Source organism: Candidatus Mycolicibacterium alkanivorans (assembly GCF_022760805.1).
In the GTDB taxonomy this organism is placed as follows: domain Bacteria; phylum Actinomycetota; class Actinomycetes; order Mycobacteriales; family Mycobacteriaceae; genus Mycobacterium; species Mycobacterium alkanivorans.
Genome location: NZ_JAIVFL010000001.1, coordinates 1,697,336 through 1,716,629 on the forward strand (window position 1 = coordinate 1,697,336; position 19,294 = coordinate 1,716,629).

The 19,294-nt window shown below is 68.7% G+C and carries 19 protein-coding genes and 1 pseudogene; 10 read left to right on the plus strand and 10 right to left on the minus strand.

The genetic code is table 11. The features are described from left to right. Window positions 1-4 precede the first annotated feature (4 nt). Both K9U37_RS08540 and K9U37_RS08545 read left to right on the plus strand, forming a co-directional pair. A complete protein-coding gene (locus K9U37_RS08540) occupies window positions 5-1,471 on the plus strand; it encodes a Ni/Fe hydrogenase subunit alpha (protein WP_243071323.1) in 1,467 nt (488 codons plus the stop codon). Continuing rightward, window positions 1,455-1,937: a hydrogenase maturation protease gene (locus K9U37_RS08545; RefSeq protein ID WP_243071324.1), complete on the plus strand. Its 483-nt coding sequence runs from the start codon at window positions 1,455-1,457 to the stop codon at window positions 1,935-1,937. Before K9U37_RS08540 ends, K9U37_RS08545 begins: the two co-directional genes overlap by 17 nt. Here the strand turns inward: K9U37_RS08545 and K9U37_RS08550 are convergent. Beyond that, entirely contained in the window at window positions 1,915-3,282 is a 1,368-nt protein-coding gene (locus tag K9U37_RS08550) for an FAD-binding oxidoreductase (RefSeq protein WP_243071325.1), read from the minus strand. The two genes, K9U37_RS08545 and K9U37_RS08550, sit on opposite strands and share 23 nt — an antisense overlap. Before the next feature lie 9 nt (window positions 3,283-3,291). Then, window positions 3,292-4,533, minus strand: coding sequence for a multidrug efflux MFS transporter Tap (tap, locus tag K9U37_RS08555; RefSeq protein WP_243071326.1), 1,242 nt, complete (start codon window positions 4,531-4,533; stop codon window positions 3,292-3,294). Window positions 4,534-4,569: 36 nt separating this feature from the next. Between tap and K9U37_RS08560 the strand changes: the two genes are divergently transcribed. Continuing rightward, entirely contained in the window at window positions 4,570-5,388 is an 819-nt protein-coding gene (locus K9U37_RS08560) for a uracil-DNA glycosylase (RefSeq protein ID WP_243073289.1), read from the plus strand. Between the two features lie 94 nt (window positions 5,389-5,482). Here K9U37_RS08560 and K9U37_RS08565 read toward each other — a convergent pair whose 3' ends face one another. The 3 genes from K9U37_RS08565 to K9U37_RS08575 are packed head-to-tail and all read right to left on the minus strand — an operon-like array spanning window position 5,483 to window position 6,651. Next, window positions 5,483-5,941 carry a nitroreductase family deazaflavin-dependent oxidoreductase gene (locus K9U37_RS08565; RefSeq protein ID WP_243071327.1) on the minus strand — a complete coding sequence of 153 codons (459 nt, stop codon included), beginning with the start codon at window positions 5,939-5,941 and terminating at the stop codon, window positions 5,483-5,485. Window positions 5,942-5,951: 10 nt separating this feature from the next. Further along, window positions 5,952-6,383, minus strand: coding sequence for an HIT family protein (locus K9U37_RS08570; RefSeq protein WP_243071328.1), 432 nt, complete (start codon window positions 6,381-6,383; stop codon window positions 5,952-5,954). Window positions 6,384-6,408: 25 nt separating this feature from the next. Further along, complete coding sequence (locus K9U37_RS08575) at window positions 6,409-6,651, minus strand: anti-sigma factor family protein (RefSeq protein WP_243071329.1); 243 nt, start codon at window positions 6,649-6,651, stop codon at window positions 6,409-6,411. Between the two features lie 57 nt (window positions 6,652-6,708). On the opposite strand from K9U37_RS08575, the gene K9U37_RS08580 reads away from it, so the two are divergent. Next, window positions 6,709-8,100, plus strand: a complete 1,392-nt coding sequence (locus K9U37_RS08580) for an amidase (protein ID WP_243071330.1) — start codon at window positions 6,709-6,711, stop codon at window positions 8,098-8,100. On the opposite strand, the pseudogene K9U37_RS08585 reads toward K9U37_RS08580, so the two are convergent. Beyond that, window positions 8,095-8,400 (minus strand): annotated as a pseudogene (locus tag K9U37_RS08585) (uracil-DNA glycosylase family protein). The gene K9U37_RS08580 and the pseudogene K9U37_RS08585 overlap by 6 nt on opposite strands. A gap of 136 nt (window positions 8,401-8,536) precedes the next feature. Beyond that, complete coding sequence (locus tag K9U37_RS08590) at window positions 8,537-8,740, minus strand: hypothetical protein (protein WP_243071331.1); 204 nt, start codon at window positions 8,738-8,740, stop codon at window positions 8,537-8,539. Window positions 8,741-8,901: 161 nt separating this feature from the next. On the opposite strand from K9U37_RS08590, the gene abmR reads away from it, so the two are divergent. Together abmR and K9U37_RS08600 are read left to right on the plus strand one after the other, a co-directional pair. Beyond that, complete coding sequence (gene abmR / locus K9U37_RS08595; protein WP_243071332.1) at window positions 8,902-9,471, plus strand: ATP-binding transcription factor AbmR; 570 nt, start codon at window positions 8,902-8,904, stop codon at window positions 9,469-9,471. Window positions 9,472-9,512: 41 nt separating this feature from the next. Continuing rightward, complete coding sequence (locus K9U37_RS08600) at window positions 9,513-9,878, plus strand: Hsp15 family ribosome-associated heat shock protein (protein WP_243071333.1); 366 nt, start codon at window positions 9,513-9,515, stop codon at window positions 9,876-9,878. Between the two features lie 51 nt (window positions 9,879-9,929). On the opposite strand, the gene K9U37_RS08605 is transcribed toward K9U37_RS08600, so the two are convergent. Both K9U37_RS08605 and K9U37_RS08610 read right to left on the minus strand, forming a co-directional pair. After that, window positions 9,930-11,816 carry an ABC transporter ATP-binding protein gene (locus tag K9U37_RS08605; RefSeq protein ID WP_243073290.1) on the minus strand — a complete coding sequence of 629 codons (1,887 nt, stop codon included), beginning with the start codon at window positions 11,814-11,816 and terminating at the stop codon, window positions 9,930-9,932. A gap of 26 nt (window positions 11,817-11,842) precedes the next feature. After that, entirely contained in the window at window positions 11,843-13,588 is a 1,746-nt protein-coding gene (locus tag K9U37_RS08610) for an ABC transporter ATP-binding protein (RefSeq protein ID WP_243071334.1), read from the minus strand. A gap of 143 nt (window positions 13,589-13,731) precedes the next feature. Between K9U37_RS08610 and K9U37_RS08615 the strand changes: the two genes are divergently transcribed. Both K9U37_RS08615 and K9U37_RS08620 read left to right on the plus strand, forming a co-directional pair. After that, on the plus strand, window positions 13,732-14,280 hold the full coding sequence (locus tag K9U37_RS08615) for a DUF3558 domain-containing protein (RefSeq protein WP_243071335.1): 549 nt from the start codon (window positions 13,732-13,734) through the stop codon (window positions 14,278-14,280). Then, a complete protein-coding gene (locus K9U37_RS08620) occupies window positions 14,277-14,834 on the plus strand; it encodes a DUF3558 domain-containing protein (protein ID WP_243071336.1) in 558 nt (185 codons plus the stop codon). Before K9U37_RS08615 ends, K9U37_RS08620 begins: the two co-directional genes overlap by 4 nt. 73 nt (window positions 14,835-14,907) lie before the next feature. On the opposite strand, the gene K9U37_RS08625 is transcribed toward K9U37_RS08620, so the two are convergent. After that, complete coding sequence (locus K9U37_RS08625) at window positions 14,908-15,414, minus strand: SixA phosphatase family protein (RefSeq protein WP_372489448.1); 507 nt, start codon at window positions 15,412-15,414, stop codon at window positions 14,908-14,910. 73 nt (window positions 15,415-15,487) lie between these two features. Here K9U37_RS08625 and K9U37_RS08630 point away from each other — a divergent pair, with 73 nt between their 5' ends. After that, window positions 15,488-16,639 carry a metallophosphoesterase family protein gene (locus K9U37_RS08630; protein WP_243071337.1) on the plus strand — a complete coding sequence of 384 codons (1,152 nt, stop codon included), beginning with the start codon at window positions 15,488-15,490 and terminating at the stop codon, window positions 16,637-16,639. Next, window positions 16,636-19,266 carry an AAA family ATPase gene (locus K9U37_RS08635; RefSeq protein WP_243071338.1) on the plus strand — a complete coding sequence of 877 codons (2,631 nt, stop codon included), beginning with the start codon at window positions 16,636-16,638 and terminating at the stop codon, window positions 19,264-19,266. Before K9U37_RS08630 ends, K9U37_RS08635 begins: the two co-directional genes overlap by 4 nt. Window positions 19,267-19,294: the final 28 nt, after the last annotated feature.

Below are 19,294 nucleotides of genomic sequence, written 5' to 3' on the forward strand. Positions count from 1 at the left end.
CGCCATGGCAACGACACTCGTCATCGATCCGATCACGCGCATCGAGGGACACGGAAAGGTCGTCATCGAAATCGACGACGACCACAACGTGACCGACGCCAGGCTGCACGTGGTCGAGTTCCGAGGCTACGAGAAGTTCATCCAGGGTCATCCGTATTGGGAGGCGCCGGTTCTGATGCAGCGGATCTGTGGGATCTGCTTTGTCAGCCACCACCTGGCCGGAGCCAAAGCCCTCGACGACATGGTCGGGGTGGGGCCGGGCTCGGGTACTCGGCTCACCCCGACCGCGGTCAAGATGCGCCGACTGGGCCACTACGCCCAGATGCTGCAATCACACGTCACGGCCTACTTCTATCTCGTGGTTCCGGAGATGCTGTTCGGAATCGACGCCGCTCCGGGGAAGCGCAACTTCATCGGCCTGATCGAGGCCAATCCTGACCTCGTCAAACGCGTTGTCCGGCTGCGTAAATGGGGCCAAGAGGTCATCGAGGCGGTCTTCGGAAAACGCATGCACGGAATCTCGTCGGTCCCTGGCGGGGTGAACAAGAGCCTCACCCCCGCCGATGTGGACCGGTTCCTGCGCGGTGGGGACGGATTGCCGTCGGTCGATCAGGTCATCGAGGATGCCCAGCTCGGGTTGCAGATGTTCTACGACTTCCATGAACAGCATCGTGGTGAGGTCGACGCTTTCGCCAACGTGCCTGCGCTCAACATGGCCCTGGTCGACGACGACGGCAATGTCGACTATTACGACGGCCGGCTCAGGATCACCGATAACGATAAGAACGTCGTGCGGGAGTTCGACTACCGCGACTATCTCGACCACTTCTCCGAAGCCGTCGAGAAGTGGAGCTTCATGAAGTTCCCCTACCTCACTGACCTCGGCCGCGAAGCGGGATCGGTCCGGGTAGGACCGCTGGCGCGGCTCAACGTCACGAAAACCCTGTCGACCCCGCTCGCTGCCGAAGCGCTGGAGAGATTCCATGCCTACACCGGCGGACGCGCCAACACCATGACGCTGCACACCAATTGGGCTCGGACGATCGAGATCATTCACGCCGCCGAGGTGGTCAGGGAGCTCCTCAACGATCCCGACATCTGCAACGACGACCTCCTGGTGGCACCCGGCGCGGACGCGTGGGTCGGTGAGGGGATCGGTGTGGTGGAAGCCCCGCGGGGTTCGCTGCTGCACCACTACCGTGCCGATCGGGAGGGAAACGTCACCTTCGCCAACTTGATCGTCGCCACCACCCAGAACAACCAGGTCCTCAACCGGACGGTGCGCAGCGTCGCCGAGGATTACCTCGGCGGCAAGACCGAGATCACCGAGGGCATGATGAACGCGATTGAGGTGGGTATCCGTGCCTACGATCCCTGCTTGAGTTGTGCCACACACGCATTGGGGCAGATGCCGCTGACCGTCAGTGTGGTGGATGCGAACGGGCGGGTGATAATTGAACAGACTCGGTGAGGTCCTGGACAGCCCAGGCTGTCTGGTCTACGGCATCGGCAACGCCGGCCGTGAAGACGACGGACTGGGTTGGGCGTTCATCGATCGGCTCGAGGGGTGGCCGCACAAACCCGGCGCATGTCTGCGCCGGACCTACCAACTCAACCTCGAAGATGCCGATCTGATCAGCCGATACGCCCAGGTATTGTTCGTCGATGCGACCAAGGACCCGGCGGTGGAATCGTTCGCCGTGAGCCGTCCCGAACCGATGCTGGACTTCAGTTTCACCTCGCACGCGATGTCGGTGCCGACGATCCTGGCAACCGCTCGGCAATGCTTCGAGCGCGTACCGGAGGCCTACCTGCTCGCGCTTCGCGGCTATCAATGGGAACTTCGGCAAGGGCTGACCCGAGCCGCCGAACGCAACCTCGACAGCGCATTGAGCGTGCTGGCGCCGCGAACCGCTAGATCACCGCACCGGGGTTGAGGATCCCGTCGGGGTCCAGTGCGGCCTTGATCTTGCGGTTGAGTTCCATGGCCTCCGGGCCTAACTGGTCGGCCAGCCAGGGCTTCTTGAGCCGGCCGACGCCGTGTTCGCCGGTGATCGTCCCGCCCAGCGACACCGCCAGGTCCATGATCTCGCCGAACGCTTTGAAGGCGCGCTCGGACATCGCGGCGTCGGTGGGGTCGTAGACGATCAGTGGGTGGGTGTTGCCGTCGCCGGCATGCGCGATCACCGAGATCGTCAGGTCGCGGTCGGCCGCGATCTTGGCCACCCCGCCGACCAGTTCAGCGAGCGCGGGCAGCGGCACGCCGACGTCCTCGAGCAGCAGTGAACCCTTGGCCTCCACCGCGGGGATGGCGAACCGCCGGGCCGCGACGAAGGCCTCACCTTCGTCCGGGTCTGCGGTCGAAAAACATTCGGTGGCACCGGCTTCGGTGAACACCCGGGCCATGTATTCGGCGTCTTCGGCGCCGGCCAGGCCGCGATCGTCGGAGGCGGCGACCATCATCGCCGCCGCCGAACGGTCCAGCCCCATGCGCAGCTTGTCCTCGACGGCGTTGATCGCCACCGCGTCCATGAATTCCAGCATCGAGGGCCGGATGCGTCCGGTGATCGTCACCACGGCACCGGCGGCCGCCTCCACCGAGTCGAAGGTCGCCACCACCGTGCACGCCGCCGGCTGCGGCGGCAGCAGTCGCAACGTCACCTCGGTGATCACCCCCAGGGTGCCCTCACTGCCGACGAACAGCTTGGTCAGCGACAGTCCGGCGACGTCCTTGAGTCGTGGCCCACCCAGGCGCACCGCGGTCCCGTCCGCCAGCACCACCTGCAGGCCGAGCACGTAATCGGTTGTCACGCCGTACTTTACGCAGCACAGGCCACCGGCGTTGGTGGCGATGTTACCGCCGATGCTGCAGATCTCGTACGACGACGGGTCCGGGGGATACCACAGCCCGTACTCCGCGACCGCCTTCTTCACCTCGGCGTTTAGCAGACCCGGCTGCACCACCGCGGTGCGGGTGACCGGGTCGATGGTGATATCGCGCATCTTCTCCGTCGACAAGACGATCCCACCGTCCAGCGCGGTCGCCCCGCCGGACAGCCCGGTGCCCGCTCCACGCGGAACCACGGCGATGCGGTGCTTGCTCGCCCAGCGCAACACCGTCTGGACTTCTTCGGTGCGGGTGGGCCGGACCACGGCCAGCGGAGTGCCGGCCGACGGGTCGGCGGCCCGGTCCTGCCGGTAGGAGGCCAGGATGTCGGGGTCGGTGACGACCACCCCGTCGGGCAGTTCGGCGGCCAGGTCGGCCAGGGCGCTCACGGCCATTGCGCCATCCTAGGCGTGGGTCGTCGGCGCTTCGGGTGCATCGTCGAGTTCGCGCAGTGCGGGCAGCCAGGGACACAGCACGCCGATCACCAGGATCGGCACCGACAACACGAGGAAGGTCACCTTCAGACCGAATGCGTCGACGAGCGGGCCGGCGAGCATGAAGCCGACCGGGCCGGCGGCATACGCCATCGAGGTCATCACCCCGACCACGCGTCCGCGGAGGTGCTCGGGTGTGCGGGTCTGCATCACCGAGTTGTAGATCGGCCCGATCGGCCCGTACACCAGGCCGACCAGCGCGGCGGCCGACAGGATCACCGGAAGCGGCGGCAGAAACGCGATCACCAGCACGGCCAGCCCGAACGTCAGCACCGCGACCAGTACAGTGGTCCGCTTGCTGGCCACCTTCGAGAGCACGGTCCAACTCAGCGCGCCGAGCAGGCCGCCGATCGACAGCGCCATCAGCACCCAGCCCAGCTCGGCGGGCTGGTCGCGATCGGCGAAGTACTTCGGGAACAGCACACTCTCCATCGGCAGGTACATCCCGGTGACGGCCAGGTCGATCAGCCCGAGCGTGCGCAGAACGCGGTTGTGCCACACGAACTTCAGGCCCTCGACAACCCCGGAGAGCACACCGTCGGGACGGGTCTCGCGGGCCGGCCGGCCGGCGCCCACGAGCCGCAGCACCGCCATCGTCAGGATCGACAACACGAACACCCCAGCGGTCGCCCACATCGTGTCGACTCCGCCGAGCGTGGCGATCAGCAGGCCGCCGACGCCCGGGCCGGTGATGTAGGCCAGATTGAACACCGCCTCGTAGAGGCTGTTGGTGTGGTCGAGCGTCCAGCCGGCCCGCGCCGCGGCCTCGGGCAGCATCGACTGCCGTGCGGTCATGCCGGCGGGGTCGAAGAACGAACCCAGCGCGGCGAAGGCGGCCAGCACGACGGTGGTCAGCGATCCCGTGCCCAGGGTGAGCGCCAGCACCGGGATCGCGGCGACCGAGGCGGCCGAGAGCGCGTCGGCCAACATCGCCACCCGTCGGCGGCCCACGAAGTCCACCGCCGTGCCGGCGATGAGGGTGGCCACCAACAGCGGCAAGGTCGCCGCACCCGCGACGATCGAGGCGTCCACCGCGCTGCCGGTGCGTTGCAGCACCAGCCACGGGAAGGCGACCATGGAGATCCCGTTGGCGCCCGCGGCCAGGAAGGCCGACGAGAGGATCAGCAGCGCCGGCACGCGCGTGATGCTCACCGGCGAAGCTTAAGCGTGCACAGTGGACTGGTGACTGTGCACGCGCATCCACGCACCGGAGTGCCGTTCGAGTCCCCGGTGCCGCCCGGGTCGGGCTGGCCGGGCGACCCGGCCACGTCCGGTACCCCGGTGGCCACCACCGCCCGGCGGGCGGCCGCCCTTGCCAAGACGGTCGGTGACGTCGACGAGCTCGACGCCCTGGTCAGCGTGTGCCGGGCGTGTCCGCGGCTGGTGGCCTGGCGCGAAGAGGTGGCCGTGGCCAAGCGGCGCTCGTTCGCCGAGGAGCCGTACTGGGGACGGCCTATCACCGGGTGGGGTTCGCCGCGGCCGCGGATCCTGGTGCTCGGGCTGGCGCCGGCCGCACACGGCGGCAACCGCACCGGCCGAGTGTTCACCGGCGACCGCTCGGGCGATCAGTTGTTTGCCGCGCTGCATCGCGCTGGCCTGGTGAACTCGCCGCTCAGTGTCGATGCCGCGGATGGGTTGAGCGCCAACGAGATTCGAATAGCGGCCGCGGTGCGGTGCGCCCCGCCCGGCAACGCGCCGACCCCCGAGGAACGGTCGACGTGCGCGCCGTGGCTGGATGCCGAGTGGCGACTGATCTCGCCGCAGGTGCGGGTGATCGTCGCCCTCGGCGGCTTCGCCTGGCAGGCTGCACTGCGGCTGCTCGCCGACGAGCTGCCCGGGCTGGCCAAACCGAAGTTCGGCCACGGGGTGGTCGCCGAGCTGCCCTCCGGTCTGCAGCTGCTGGGCTGCTATCACCCCAGCCAGCAGAACATGTTCACCGGTCGGCTCACACCGGCGATGCTTGACGCCGTCTTCGGCGATGCCCGCAGCAGGGCGGGTATCCAGTGAGGGAAGCATCCCGCGAAGGGCGGTGTTGAGGCCGTGATGCGTCCACCGCCCGGCCCGCGAGGCGACGCGCGAGCTTGTTGGCGAGGGAGCTCTTCTAGCGCAGCCGCGGCGCGATCACGTGCACCAGGCGCACGATCGGGATCGGGCGGGTCGTCAGCTTCTGATATGCGCTGTAGCGCCCGGCGTTCTCGTCGTCGCAGATCTTCCACAGCCGCGCGTAGTCCGGGTCGTCCGGCAGCACCACGCGGGCGGTGACGGGGATGCGCTTCGGGCCGAGATTGATCTCCACGTTGGGGTGCGCCCGCAGATTGTGATACCACGCCGGGTTGCGCGGAGTTCCGCCGTTGGAGCCGACGATCAGGTAGTCGTTGCCGTCACGGTAGTAGGCCAGCGAATGTGTGCGCAGCTGACCGGTTTTCGCGCCCACGCTGTGCAACAGCAGCATCGGCGGGGCGAACGGCAGCCGGTGCCCGATCCAGCCGTTGCTGCGCTGATACAGCGTGTCGTGCAGTTTGAGGAAGGCCAGCCTGGCCCGGTCGGTCGGCGATGTCATGTCACCAGCCCTACCCCGTGGCGTCCAGTTGCGCCAGCGCCTCGCGCAGGATCCGGCCGGTGGCCTCCAGGTCCGGGTCGCGGCGCGACAGCATCCCCTTGGCGAACGACAGCTTGTCGCCGTCGCGCCGGGGAATCACGTGCAGATGGATGTGGAACACCGTCTGCATCGCGGACTTGCCGTCGTTGATCGCCAGGTTGTTGCCGGTCGCTCCGAATCCGGAGGCGCGCGTCGCCCGGGCGATGCGCTGTCCGATAGCGAGCATCCCGGCCAGCGTCTCGGCCGGTGTGTCGGTCATGTCCACGCTGTGCCGCTTGGGCACCACCAGGGTGTGGCCCCGGGTGAACGGACGGATGTCGAGGATCCCGAGGTGGTCGTCGTCCTCGTAGACACGGATGGCCGGAGCGGTGCCGGCGACGACTTCGCAGAACACACATGCCATCCCGCCACCGTAGCGGGGGCCCGCCTCACCGCCAGTCGCGGAACGCCGCCAGCAGGCGGTCCCGGAACATCGGGTCGAGTTCGTCACCGCGGATCCGGCCGACCGTCGCCACCGTCGAGCGCAGCTGGGCCAGGTAGCCGCGGCAGCCCCGGCACATCAACAGATGCCAGCGCACCCGGGCCGCGGTCTTGGTGTCCAGTGCGCCCGAGTGGTAGTCGCTGAGCAGCTCCACCAGGTGGGAGCAGGTCATCGTCTGCCGCTTGGTCATCGTGAAAGGGACAGTGTGGATCAAGCCGTGATCCGTTACAGCGTTACGCTCCCGGGAGTGGACTCCACCGACATCGCATTCGCCGGCGCGGCCGAGCAGGCCCGGATGCTGGTGGCCGGGACCATCACGGCGCCCGCGCTGCTCGATCTCTATCACGAGCGGATCGCCCGCGTCGACCGCGAGGTGCGCGCCTACCGGGTGGTGCTGACCGAGCGCGCCCGGGCGGAAGCCAAGGCGGCGCAGGAGCGGTTGGCCGCCGGTGAGCGGCTGCCGCTGCTCGGTGTGCCGATCGCCATCAAGGACGACGTCGACGTCGCCGACGAGTTCACCTGCTATGGCAGCAGTGCGCACGGCCTGCCGCCGACGGCCGACGCCGAGGTGGTGCGACGGCTGCGGGAGGCCGGCGCGGTGATCCTCGGCAAGACTTCGGTGCCGGAGATGATGCTGTGGCCGTTCACCGAGACGATCGCGTTCGGCGCCACCCACAACCCCTGGGACCTGGACCGCACACCGGGCGGCAGCAGCGGTGGCAGCGCGGCGGCGGTGGCCGCCGGGCTCGCGCCGATGGCACTGGGCTCCGACGGCGTCGGCTCGATCCGCATCCCCTCGACGTGGTGCGGGGTCTTCGGGCTCAAGCCGCAGCGCGACCGCGTGCCGATGGATCCACACGAGGACGCGCGGTGCGGGTTGAGCGTCTACGGCCCGATCACCCGCACGGTCGAGGACGCCGCGCTGTTCCTGGACGTGACCAACACTCAGAAGGCACCCCGCGGCGGGTTCGTCGCGGCGGCCGCCCGCAAGCCCAAGCGGTTGCGAATTGCGTTGAGCGCCAAGATCCCTACGACGATGGTGGGTCGGGTCGGCCGGGCGCAGCAGAAGGCGCTCGACGGCGCGGAGTTGTTGTTGCGCGACCTGGGCCACGAGGTGCTCTGGCGTGACCCGGACTATCCGGCGTGGGCGGTATACGGCCATGTGCTGCCCCGGATGTGGCGCGGGATTTACGACGACGTGCAGCACCTGCCGCACCCGGAGCGGCTCGAGCCGCGCACCAGGGCGCTGGCCAGGCTGGGCAGTGTGATCTCGGATCGTCAGCTCGACAAGATCCGCGCCGCGGAGGCGACGTTGGCCACCCGGGTCGGGTCGATCTTCGATGACGTTGACGTGCTGATCACCCCGGGCACTGCGACCGGGCCGTCCCGCGTCGGGCAGTACCAGCACCGCGGCGGGGTCAGCACGCTGGCGCTGGTCGCGTCCCGGGTTCCGTTCAACGCCATCTTCAACGCCACCGGTCAACCCGCGGCCGTCGTTCCGTGGGGACTCGACGACGAGGGTGTGCCGGTGTCGGTGCAACTCGTCGGCCGGCCCTCGGATGAGGCGACGCTGCTCTCGCTCAGTCATCAGATCGAGACGGCCCGGCCGTGGGCGGGTCGCCGGCCGCCGGTCTCATGACCCGCTGAGCACCCGCCGGGCGGCGAGCTTGTCAGCGCAACGCATGGTTTGCGCCGGGCTGGTCGACGGCAGCCGTGCGTAGCGCAGCGGCGCCTCGATGCGGACCAACCGGGTGAAATTGCGTTCGGCTGCGGCGCCGTTGAAGTAGACCCGCTAGATCGACGGGTGCTCGGCGAGGAATGTTCCGAAGTATTCACGCGCGGCCAGCGACATGACGCTGGGCATGTTGCCGAGGATCAGGACGCGCGCGGCGGCGTCGGCTATCGGCGGTAGCCCCTCCAGCAGCGGGGATCGTGACATCGGTTGTGACGGTATACGTTGGGTCGGTGACCGACGAGCAGGGCATCGCCGCCGACGAGGACCTTCCCCAGCCGGGGGTGGGGCTGGCGTACGGTCCGGCGGTCAGCCGCGCCGAAAAGGTTGAGACCCGAGGCGTCTAGCGCTTGCGTAGTACGGCCACGCCGCCGATCACCGCCGCGGCGATCAGCAGCACGATCGCCCAGCCGGCTCCGGCCAGCCACCACACCAGGCCTGCGGCGACGATCGCCGGTGAGGCGACGAACAACACCATCGCCGGGTGCTGCCGGACGACGTCCCGGGCGGCACGCGCACGCTGCGGGTCGAGCTCTTTTCCTGCCATGGAGCCATTATCCGGCCGTTGTGTCGCCGAGTGTGGGACTCATGCCGCGATCCGGCCCGATGTGCCTGCGTAAGCCCCACACTGATGGCCCCTGACGGGACTGGCGTTCGCCCACAGTGAAATGCTCGCCATCGGAGTGCAACGATGTAATCATGTAATTCATGAAACATCAGCACACGCACCGGCGGCCCGGCCGCCCCGGCGGTTGGCAGCAGGCCGACCAGCCCGACACCACCGACGCCGGCGAATGGTTCGCCGGGCGGCTGCCCGAGGCCTGGTTCGCCGGCGACCCGACCGTGACCGTCGACCGCGAGGAGATCACCGTCGTCGGCCGGCTGGCCGAATCCGCGGAGGGAGCCGAATCCGAGGCGCGGGCAGCGGGCCGGGCGTCGAGATTCCGCGAGGAGACCCGCTCGGAACGCATGCGCGTCGCCGAGGAGGCACAAGCCAAGTACGGCCGCAAGGTGTCCTGGGGCGTCGATGTCGGCACCCCTGAAGCGCCTGAGCGAATCCTGTTCACGCACATCGCCGTTCCGGTGATGACCCGGCTCAAGCAGCCCGAGCGCCAGGTGCTCGACACGCTGGTCGACGCCGGGGTGGCGCGGTCGCGCTCGGATGCGCTGGCGTGGTCGGTGCGGTTGGTCGGCGAGCACGCCGAGGAGTGGCTGTCCAAGCTGCGCTCGGCCATGGCCGAGGTCGACGAGCTGCGCGCCGAGGGCCCGGGCCTCTAAAGGCCCGGGCGGCGCGGCGGTCGGCAGTCCAAGATGAATGGATGGACTCGATCCGCGTGGACCGGTGGCTGTGGGCGGTCCGGCTGACCAAGACCCGACCGGATGCCGCATCAGCCTGCCGCGGGGGGCATGTGCGGATCAACGACCGGGTGGCCAAACCGGCTACGACGGTTTGCCCCGGTGACGAGGTGCGCGCCCGGGTGGGTGACACCACGCGGATCGTCGAGGTCGTGCGGGTGATCCAGAAACGGGTCGGTGCCGCCGATGCCGTCACCTGCTATCTCGACCGCACACCGCAGCCGCCGGTGACTGCCGCTGTGGCAGTGGCGGCTCGCGAGCGCGGCGCCGGGCGGCCGACCAAACGCGAGCGCCGGATTCTGGACAAGTGGCGCGCCGGCCGATTGTGAACGTCGTCGACTCGGGGCGGCCCGCCACCCGGCCGGACGAGGCCGGAGCAGCTACGCCTGCGTCATCGCGTAGTACGGCCCGCGTCGGGCCAGCAGCTCGGCGTGGGCGCCCTTCTCGACGATCCGTCCGGCCTCCACCACCAGAATGACGTCTGCCTCGCGGATCGTCGACAACCGGTGGGCGACGATGAAACTGGTCCGCTCCCTGCGCAATGCGGCCATCGCATGCTGCACCAGCAGCTCGGTGCGAGTGTCGACCGAGCTGGTCGCCTCGTCGAGGATCAGCAGCTGCGGGCGCGCCAGGAACGCCCGCGCAATGGTGATCAGCTGCTTCTCCCCGGCGCTGATGTTGCCGCCGTCGTCGCTCACCCAGGTCGCGTAGCCGTCGGGCAGCGTGCGCACGAACCGGTCGACATAGGCCGCCCGCGCCGCCTCGATCACCTCGTCCTCGGTGGCATCGGGCCGGCCGTAGGCGATGTTCTCGGCGATCGTTCCGCCGAACAGCCAGGTGTCCTGCAGCACCATGCCGATGCGCGAGCGCAGCGAGTCGCGGCTGACCGCGGTGATGTCGACGCCGTCGACGAGGATGCGCCCGGAGTCCACATCGTAGAACCGCATCAGCAGGTTCACCAGCGTCGTCTTGCCGGCTCCGGTGGGTCCGACGATGGCGACCGTGCTGCCCGGTTCGGCCACGAACGACAGGTCCTCGATCACCGGGGTGCCCTCCCGGTAGCTGAACGACACGTCGCGGAACTCGACCCGGCCGCGGGCCGCTTCGCCGTTGCGCGGCAATGTCGTTGTGGCGTCCGGTGTTTCCTCCGGCGCGTCGAGGAAGTCGAACACCCGCTCGGCGCTGGCCACCCCGGACTGCAGCGTGTTGTACATGCCTGCGACCTGGGTCAGCGGCTGGTTGAACTGGCGCACGTACTGGATGAAGGCCTGGATGCTGCCCAGGGTGATCTGACCCGTCGCCACCTGATAGCCGCCCACCACGGCGACGGCGACGTAGCTCAGGTTGCCGACGAACATCGTCGCCGGCGACACCAGGCCGGAGAAGAACTGCGCTCCGAAACTGGCCCGGTAGACGTCGTCGTTGTAATCGCGGAACTTCTCCTGGGCCGCCGCCCGGTGCCCGAACGTCTTGACCACGGTAAAGCCGCTGTAGGTCTCCTCGATGTGGGCGTTGAGCCGGCCGGTGTTGGTCCACTGGGCAATGAACATCCGCTGCGAGCGCCGCGCAATCGCTCGAGTCACCCACAGCGACAACGGAACCGTCACCACGGTGATCAGCGTCAGCAGCGGTGAGATGGTCAGCATCATCGCCAGCACCGCCACGACGGTGAGCACCGAGGTGAGCAGCTGGCTGATCGTCATCGACACCGAGGACTGGATGTTGTCCACGTCGTTGGTCACCCGGCTCAGCAGCTCGCCGCGCTGCCGGGAGTCGAAGTAGCACAACGGCAGCCGGTGCACCTTGGCTTCCACGTCGGCCCGCAGCGCCATGACCGTGCGCTGCACGATCACGTTCAGCAGCCGGGCCTGTACCCAGATGAAGAGCGCGGCAAGCAGATACAGCGCCAGCGCGAGCAGCAGGGTGCGGCCCACCGCGCCGAAGTCCACCCCGCGGCCGGGCACCACATTCATGCCCGAGAGCAGGTCGGCGAACGTGTTGTCCCCGCGCGCCCGGGCGGCTTCGATCGCCTGCTCCTTGGTGATGCCCGCCGGCAGTTGGCGCCCGATCACGCCGTTGAACAGCAAATCCGTGGCATGCCCAAGGATTCGCGGGCCCACTACGCCGAGCGAGATCCCGCCGATGGTCAGCACCAACACCCCCGCGGCGGGCCAGCGCTGGGGGGTCAGCCGGGCCAGTAGCCGCAGCGCCGAGCCCTTGAAGTCCCGGGACCTGGCCTGGCGCGGGTCCTGATTCATCACGCGCATGCCGCCGCCACGCACCGCGGGCCCCGTCACGATCCGCCCCCCACGCCGGCGCCCAGCGACTGGGAGTCGGCGAACTCGGCGTAGGCCGGGCAGGCGGCCAGCAGTGTGTCGTGGGTGCCCGCGCCGACCACCCGGCCACCGTCGATGACGACGATGTGGTCGGCGGCCGTCACCGTCGAAATGCGTTGCGAGACAATGATGACCGTGGCACCGGCCGACGCTTCCCGCAGTGCGGCGCGGACCCGGGCGTCGGTGTGCACGTCCAGGGCGGAAAACGCGTCGTCGAACAGGTAGATCGCGGGGCGTCGGATCACCGCGCGGGCGATCGCCAGGCGCTGCCGTTGGCCGCCGGAGAAGTTGATGCCGCCCTGGGCCACCCGCATCCCCAGACCGTCCGGATCGGCGCTGACGAAGTCGTCGGCCGCCGCGACCCGCAGCGCCGCCCACATCTCGTCCTCGGTCGCGTCAGCCTTGCCGTAGTGCAGGTTCTCCGCGACGGTTCCCGAGAACAGATAGCCGCGCTGGGGCACCAGGCCCAGCGCCGACCACAGTTCTTCGGTGTCGTAGTCGCGCACGTCGATCCCGTCGACGCGCACCGCCCCGCCGGTCACGTCGTAGAGCCGGCAGATCAGCGAGATCAGTGTCGACTTGCCCGAACCTGTGCAGCCGACGATGGCCGTCGTCGTCCCGGGCCGGGCGGTCAGCGACACACCCTCGAGCACCGGACGTTCGGCGCCCGGGTAACAGAACGTCGCGGTGTGCAGGGTCACCTCGCCCCGGATGCCGCCGGTGGGACGCTGCGGCGTGGCCGGACTGGTGATCGCCGTGTGAGTGTCGAGCACCTCGGTGATCCGCTCGGCACACACCGAGGCGCGCGGCAAGATGAGCAGCAGCAGCGTGGCCATCAGCACGGCCATCAGGATCTGCATGAAATAGGACAGGAACGCGATCAGGGAGCCGACCTGCATCTTGCCGGCGTCGATGCGCTGTCCGCCGAACCAGATCAGCGCGACGCTGGAGATGTTGATGGTCAGCGTGGTCAGCGGCAGCATCAGGGCCTGCCACCGCCCGGCGGCCAGCGCGGTGTTGGACACCGCGGCGTTGGCCTGGGCGAAGCGTTCCCGCTCGAACGGTTCGCGGGCGAATGCGCGGATCACTCGGATGCCCGACAGTTGCTCGCGCATCACCCGGTTGATCCCATCGATGAGCCGCTGCATGCTGCGGAAGATCGGCAGCATGTGTGCGACCACCAAGTAGTTCGACAGCGCGAGGACTGGAACGCTGACCAGCAGCAGCCAGGACAGACCGGCGTCCTGGTGGATCGCCATGAAGATGCCGCCGACGCACATGATCGGCGCGGTCACCAGCACGGTGGCCGTCATCTGCACGAGCACCTGGATCTGCTGGACGTCATTGGTGGTCCGGGTCAGCAGCGACGGCGCCCCGAACCGGGCGGTCTCCCGTTCGGAGAACGTGGTGACGTGACGGAACATCGACGAGCGCAGGTCGCGGCCGAAGCCCATGCCGGTGCGGGAGCCGAAGTAGACCGCCCCGACCGCGCACACGCCCTGCAGAGCGGTCACCGCCAGCATCACCAGGCCCAGCCGGGTGATCAGCCCGGTGTCGCCCTTGGCCACGCCCTCGTCGATGATCGCGGCGTTGACGGTCGGAAGATACAGCGACGCCAGGGTGCTGATGATCTGCAGCACCATGACGGCCGCGACCAGCCACCGGTACGGCCGGACATACTGTCTCAGCAGCGCCAGGAGCATTTCGTTACTGTCGCACACCAGCGCGGGACGACTGCAGCGCCATGTCGGCCGGCGGCCGACATAGTGGCTGGTCAAACAGCATGCAGGTGGTTGGCCCCGGTGCTGGCCGCTACAGTGCATGCTGTGACACGCAGCAGGCGCGCATGACAGCGGCGCGCAAACTGGCCGTGGCGGTGTTGGCCGCGGCGCCCCTGGTGATGAGCGCATGCTCGAATTCGAGCGGCCCCTCGCCGCAATCGTCGCAGCCGTCCGCACCGCAGACGGCCAACGCCAAGCACGGACCGATGTTCCCCGAGTGTGGCGGCGTCAGCGACCAGACGGTGACCGAGCAGACGCGGGTGACCGGACTGGTCAAGACCGCCGCGAACTCGGTCGGGTGTCAGTGGCTGGCCGGCGGCGGCATCCTGGGGCCGCACTTCTCCTTCACCTGGTACCGCGGCAGCCCGATCGGGCGGGAACGCAAGACCGAGGAGCTCTCGCGCACGAGTGTCGAGGACATCAACATCGAGGGCCACGGCGGGTTCATCGCGGTCGGTACCGATCCCACTCTGGGGGACAACCTGTGCGAGGTCGCCATTCAGTTCAACGACGATTTCATCGAGTGGTCGGTCAGCTTCGCCGAGAAGCCGTTCCCCCCGGCATGCGACGTGGCCAAGGAGCTCACCCGGCAGGCGATTGTGAACGCGAAATGAGCCGGGCACGGTGGCGGCGTCCGGTCGCGGGCGCGGTCGTGGTGGCCTCGGCGCTGGCGGTGATCACCGGCTGTGCCCGCACGGTCGACGGGACGGCGGCCAAGTCCGGTTCGGGTCCTACGCCGCGCAACGACAACTCCGCGCAGCAGTACCCCAACCTGCTCAAGGAATGTGACGTCCTGACCACCGACATCCTGGCCAAGACGGTGGGTGCCGATCCGCTCGACATCCAGAGCACGTTCGTCGGTGCGGTATGCCGCTGGCAGGCCGCCAACCCGGCGGGCCTGGTCGACATCACCCGGTTCTGGTTCGAGCAGGGCAGCCTGGACAACGAGCGCAAGGTCGCCGACTTCCTGAAGTACCGGATCGAGAACCGTTCGATCGCCGGGGTGCCGTCCATTGTCATGCGGACCAGCGAGCCCAACGGCGGCTGCGGCGTGGCCAGCGACGCCGCCGGCGTGGTCGGGTGGTGGGTCAACCCGCAGGCACCGGGTATCGACGCGTGCGGTCAGGCGATCAAGCTGATGGAGCTCACGCTCGCCACGAACTCCTAGTTCGCCGAGACTGCACGTGTTGACGCGTCTACTCGCCAAACGTGTACATCACCTCACGTCTCGGCAACGGCTCTCATCGGGGCACGTGGAACCGAATCAGCCCGGCGCTGCCGAGTTTCAGCGCTGACCAGCTGACCGGGACCCGCAACACCGCGATGCCGGAGGTGGGGAACTTCATCGAAATCTGCGCGGCGGCAGCGGGGTCGGAGTTCTCCGGGTCGGCCAGCCCGAGCACAACCTGGCTGACGGTGGGCTCGTGGCCGACGACGAGCAACGTGGACACCCCGTCGACGACCTGGTTGATCTCGTCGATCATGGTGCCGGGGGCGCCGCCGTAGAGCCGGTCGGAATAGCTGACCGGCGCGCTGACTCCGGTGCGGTCCAGGGTCTGGCGCGTCCGGGTCGCCGAGGAGCACAGCACGTGCTCGATCGGCGGGACGTTGTCACGTAGCCAGTCACCGGCCAGCCCGGCCTCCCGAATGCCGCGCGGGGCCAGGGGGCGCTCGTGGTCGATGACGCCGTCGGGATAGTCCGACTTGGCGTGCCGCATGACCACCAGCGTGCGTTGTCCAGCAGTCACCCGATCAGGCTAGCGGTGCACATGCCGGTCGAGGTCCCCAGAGTTGTCGGCGCTCGGCCATACACTCGCCGTCATGCGATTCCTGCACACCGCCGACTGGCAACTCGGCATGACCCGCCACTTTCTGGAGGGTGAGGCGCAGCCGCGCTTTTCGGCTGCCCGGCGGGATGCGGTCGCCGGCCTGGGAGCGCTGGCCGACCAGACCGGTGCGGAGTTCGTGGTCGTCGCCGGTGACGTCTTCGAGAGCAACCAGCTGGCCCCCAAGGTCATCAGCCAGTCCTTGGAAGCCATGCGCGCCATTGGCGTTCCGGTGTACCTGCTGCCCGGCAACCACGACCCGCTGGACGCCTCGTCGATCTACACCAGCGCACTTTTCAAAGGCGAATGCCCCGAGAATGTCATCGTCCTCGACCGTGACGGCATCTGGGACGTGCGGCCGGGTGTGCAACTCGTCGTCGCCCCGTGGCGCTCGAAGGCGCCGACCACCGATCTGGTCGCCGCGGTGCTGGCCGATCTGCCGGCGGACGGGACCTCCCGGGTCGTGGTCGCCCACGGTGGTGTCGACATCCTCGACCCGGATCCTACCAAGCCGTCGCTCATCCGGATGGCCGGCCTGTCCGAGGCGCTCGACCGTGGTGTCGTGCACTATGTGGCATTGGGGGACAAGCACTCCCGCACCTGTGTCGGGGACAGCGGGCGGGTGTGGTACGCCGGGTCACCGGAAGTGACCAACTACGACCACGTCGAGTCCGACCCCGGCCACGTGCTGGTAGTCGATGTCGATGAGAGCGATCCGGCGCACCCGGTGACGGTTGAGACCCGTCACATCGGCCGCTGGCGTTTTCTCACCTTGCATCGGCCGGTCAACGACAGTCGCGACATCGCCGATCTGGACCTGAACCTGGATTTGTTGACCGACAAGGACCGAACGGTCGTCCAGTTGGGTCTCACCGGCACTCTCACGGTCACCGACCGGGCCGCACTGGACTCCTGCCTGGACAAGTACGCCCGGTTGTTCGCCTATCTGGGGACCTGGGACCGGCACACCGACATCGCGGTGATGCCGGCCGACGGTGAATTCGACGATCTGGGTATCGGCGGGTTCGCCGCGGCGGCTCTCGACGAACTCGTCGACACTGCACGCGGCGGCACAGGGGAGGCGGCGCGGGACGCCCAGGGAGCGCTCGGGCTGCTGCTGCGGCTGGCCGGGGGGAGTGCGGCATGAAACTGCACCGGCTGGTCCTGACCAACTACCGCGGAATCACCCACCGCGAGATCGAATTCCCCGACCACGGCGTGGTCGTGGTCTGTGGCGCGAACGAGATCGGCAAGACGTCGATGATCGAGGCGCTGGATCTGCTGCTGGAATCCAAGGACCGGTCGACGAAGAAGGATGTCAAGCAGGTCAAGCCCACCCACGCTGATGTCGGCTCGGAGGTAACGGCCGAAATCAGCACGGGCCCATATCGTTTCGTGTACAGCAAGTGCTTCCACAAGAAGTTCAAGACCGAGCTCACCATTCTCGAGCCACGTCGCGAGCAACTTACCGGCGACGAGGCGCACGACCGGGTGCGGGCCATGCTCGACGAGACCATGGACACCGAACTGTGGCAGGCCCAGCGGGTGCTGCAGGCGGGTTCGACCGCCGCGGTCAGCCTGTCCGGCTGCGACGCGTTGTCACGCGCTCTGGACAAGGTTGCCGGCGACGCGGCTGATACTCCGGATGGGTCGGGCACCGACTCGCTGCTGATCGATCGGATCGACGGCGAATATGGCCGCTACTTCACCGCGACAGGCAGGCCGACCGGTGGATGGTCCACTGCCATCAACCAATTGAAGGCAGCTACCGATGAGGTGGCCCGCTGCACAGCGGCGGTGGCCGAGGTCGACGAGCGGGTGGCGCGGCATGCCGAGCTGGCCGAGCGGCTCACCGGCCTGTCCGATCAACGCCACGCGGTGACCCAGCGTTGCCAGGCCGCGGAGTGCTCCGCTGCCGCGCTGGCCGAACTACGCAAACAACTCGACAACGCCATACTGGTCGCCACGGCGGCTACCGGCACCAGTTCCGCGTCGGCTGCCGCCCAGGCTGAACGTTCGCGGTTGTGTGCCGACGTCGAGGCCCGCCGTGCGCGGATCGCCGAGCTGGACACCGAGGTCGCCGCTGCCCTCGACGCTGAGACGACCGCGCGCGAAGTCGCCGAGATCGCCTCTGCCACAGCGGCGGGGTCCACCGCCGGTCTCGTCGAGGCCGAGGACGCGCTGGCGACGGCGCAACGGGTGGTAGCCGGATTAGCCGGCCGGGAGCAGGCCGATCGGCTGGCCGCCCAGCTTGCCCGGATCGATGCTGCGCAAGAACAACTCGGCGAGATTGAGGCCCAGGTCGCCGGCATCGCCCTGACATCAGAGGTGATGGCCGACATCGAGTCGGCTGCCGCTCTGGTGGAGCGGTTCGAGACCCAGCTTGCATCGACGGCCACCACAGTCGAATTCACCGCGACCGCAGACCTCGAGTTGACGGTCGGCGGTGAGGTCGTGCGGCTCGCAGCAGGGGAGCGGTGGACGCCGCCGGTCTCCGCCGCGACCACCGTCGAGCTGCCCGGCCTCGTCAGCATCCACGTCGACCCCGGTGCCGCCACCGCTGGAATCCAGGACAAACTCATTGCCGCGCAAGGCGTTGTCACTGAGGCCCTGCGGCAGGGCGGCGCCACCGATCTGGATAACGCCCGTGACCTCGATCGGCGTCGCCGGGAGCTCATCAGCAGTCGCGACCAGGCCTCAGCCACCGCGACGGCCCTGCTGGGCGGGGACGATGTCGAGCAACTGCGGGTCCGGCTGGCCACCCTGCGGGAGGCGATCGACCCGGAGTTGGCGGCCGCCGGCGTCGACCACGACACCGCGCATGCCGGGCTCGCCGCGGCCCAGCAAGCTGTTGCGACGGTGAAGGCACAGGCGGGCACCGATGCGCGGGTCGCCGTCGAAGCCGACGCCCAACTGGCCAAGAAGTCCACGCACACAACAGTTCTCACGGAGAAGGCGGCAGACGCCAGGGCGGAGCTCGTCACGCTGCAAGACCGCCTGGCGGCCTTGCGGGCAGAGGCCGGCGACGACGAGGTGGCCGCGCGGGCCGCCGCCGATGCCGAGGCCGCGCGGCTGGCCGACGCCGCCGTCGCGGAGCTGACCACGCGCTACGCGGCAGCCGACCCGGCCGCCGTCGAGGCCGAGCAGACCGCGGCCATGGCCGCGGCTGCGGCGCTGCACCGCGAGATCAGCGAGGTGGAGCGTGCCCTCAACGATCTCACCGTGGAACTCGGCGTCATCGGCAGCGAAGGCCGGCAGAGCAGCCTCGATGCTGCCCAGACGGCGCTGCGGCACGCCGAGGCCGAGTATGAGCGGGTGTCGCGGCGGGCCCGCGCCGCCGAGTTGCTGCGGTCGGTGATGGCCCGGCATCGCGACAACACCCGGCAGCGCTACGTCGAGCCGTTCCGCGCGGAGATCGAGCGACTCGGCCGGCGGGTCTTCGGGCCGACCTTCGAAGTAGAGGTGGACAGCGATCTGAGGATCTGCAACCGCACGCTCGACGGGTGCACCGTGCCCTACGAGTCGCTGTCGGGCGGGGCCAAGGAGCAGCTGGGCATCCTGGCCCGGCTGGCCGGGGCTGCGCTGGTGTCCAAGGAGGACACCGTCCCGGTCGTCATCGACGACGCACTCGGCTTCACCGACCCCGAGCGGCTGACGAAGATGGGCGCCGTGTTCGACAACGTCGGCAGCCACGGACAGGTCATCGTGCTGACATGCATGCCGACCAGGTATGTCGGTGTCGAGAACGCCCACGTCATCGAGCTGACCGCTTGAGCCGTTCCCCGGTGCCAGGCATGACTAG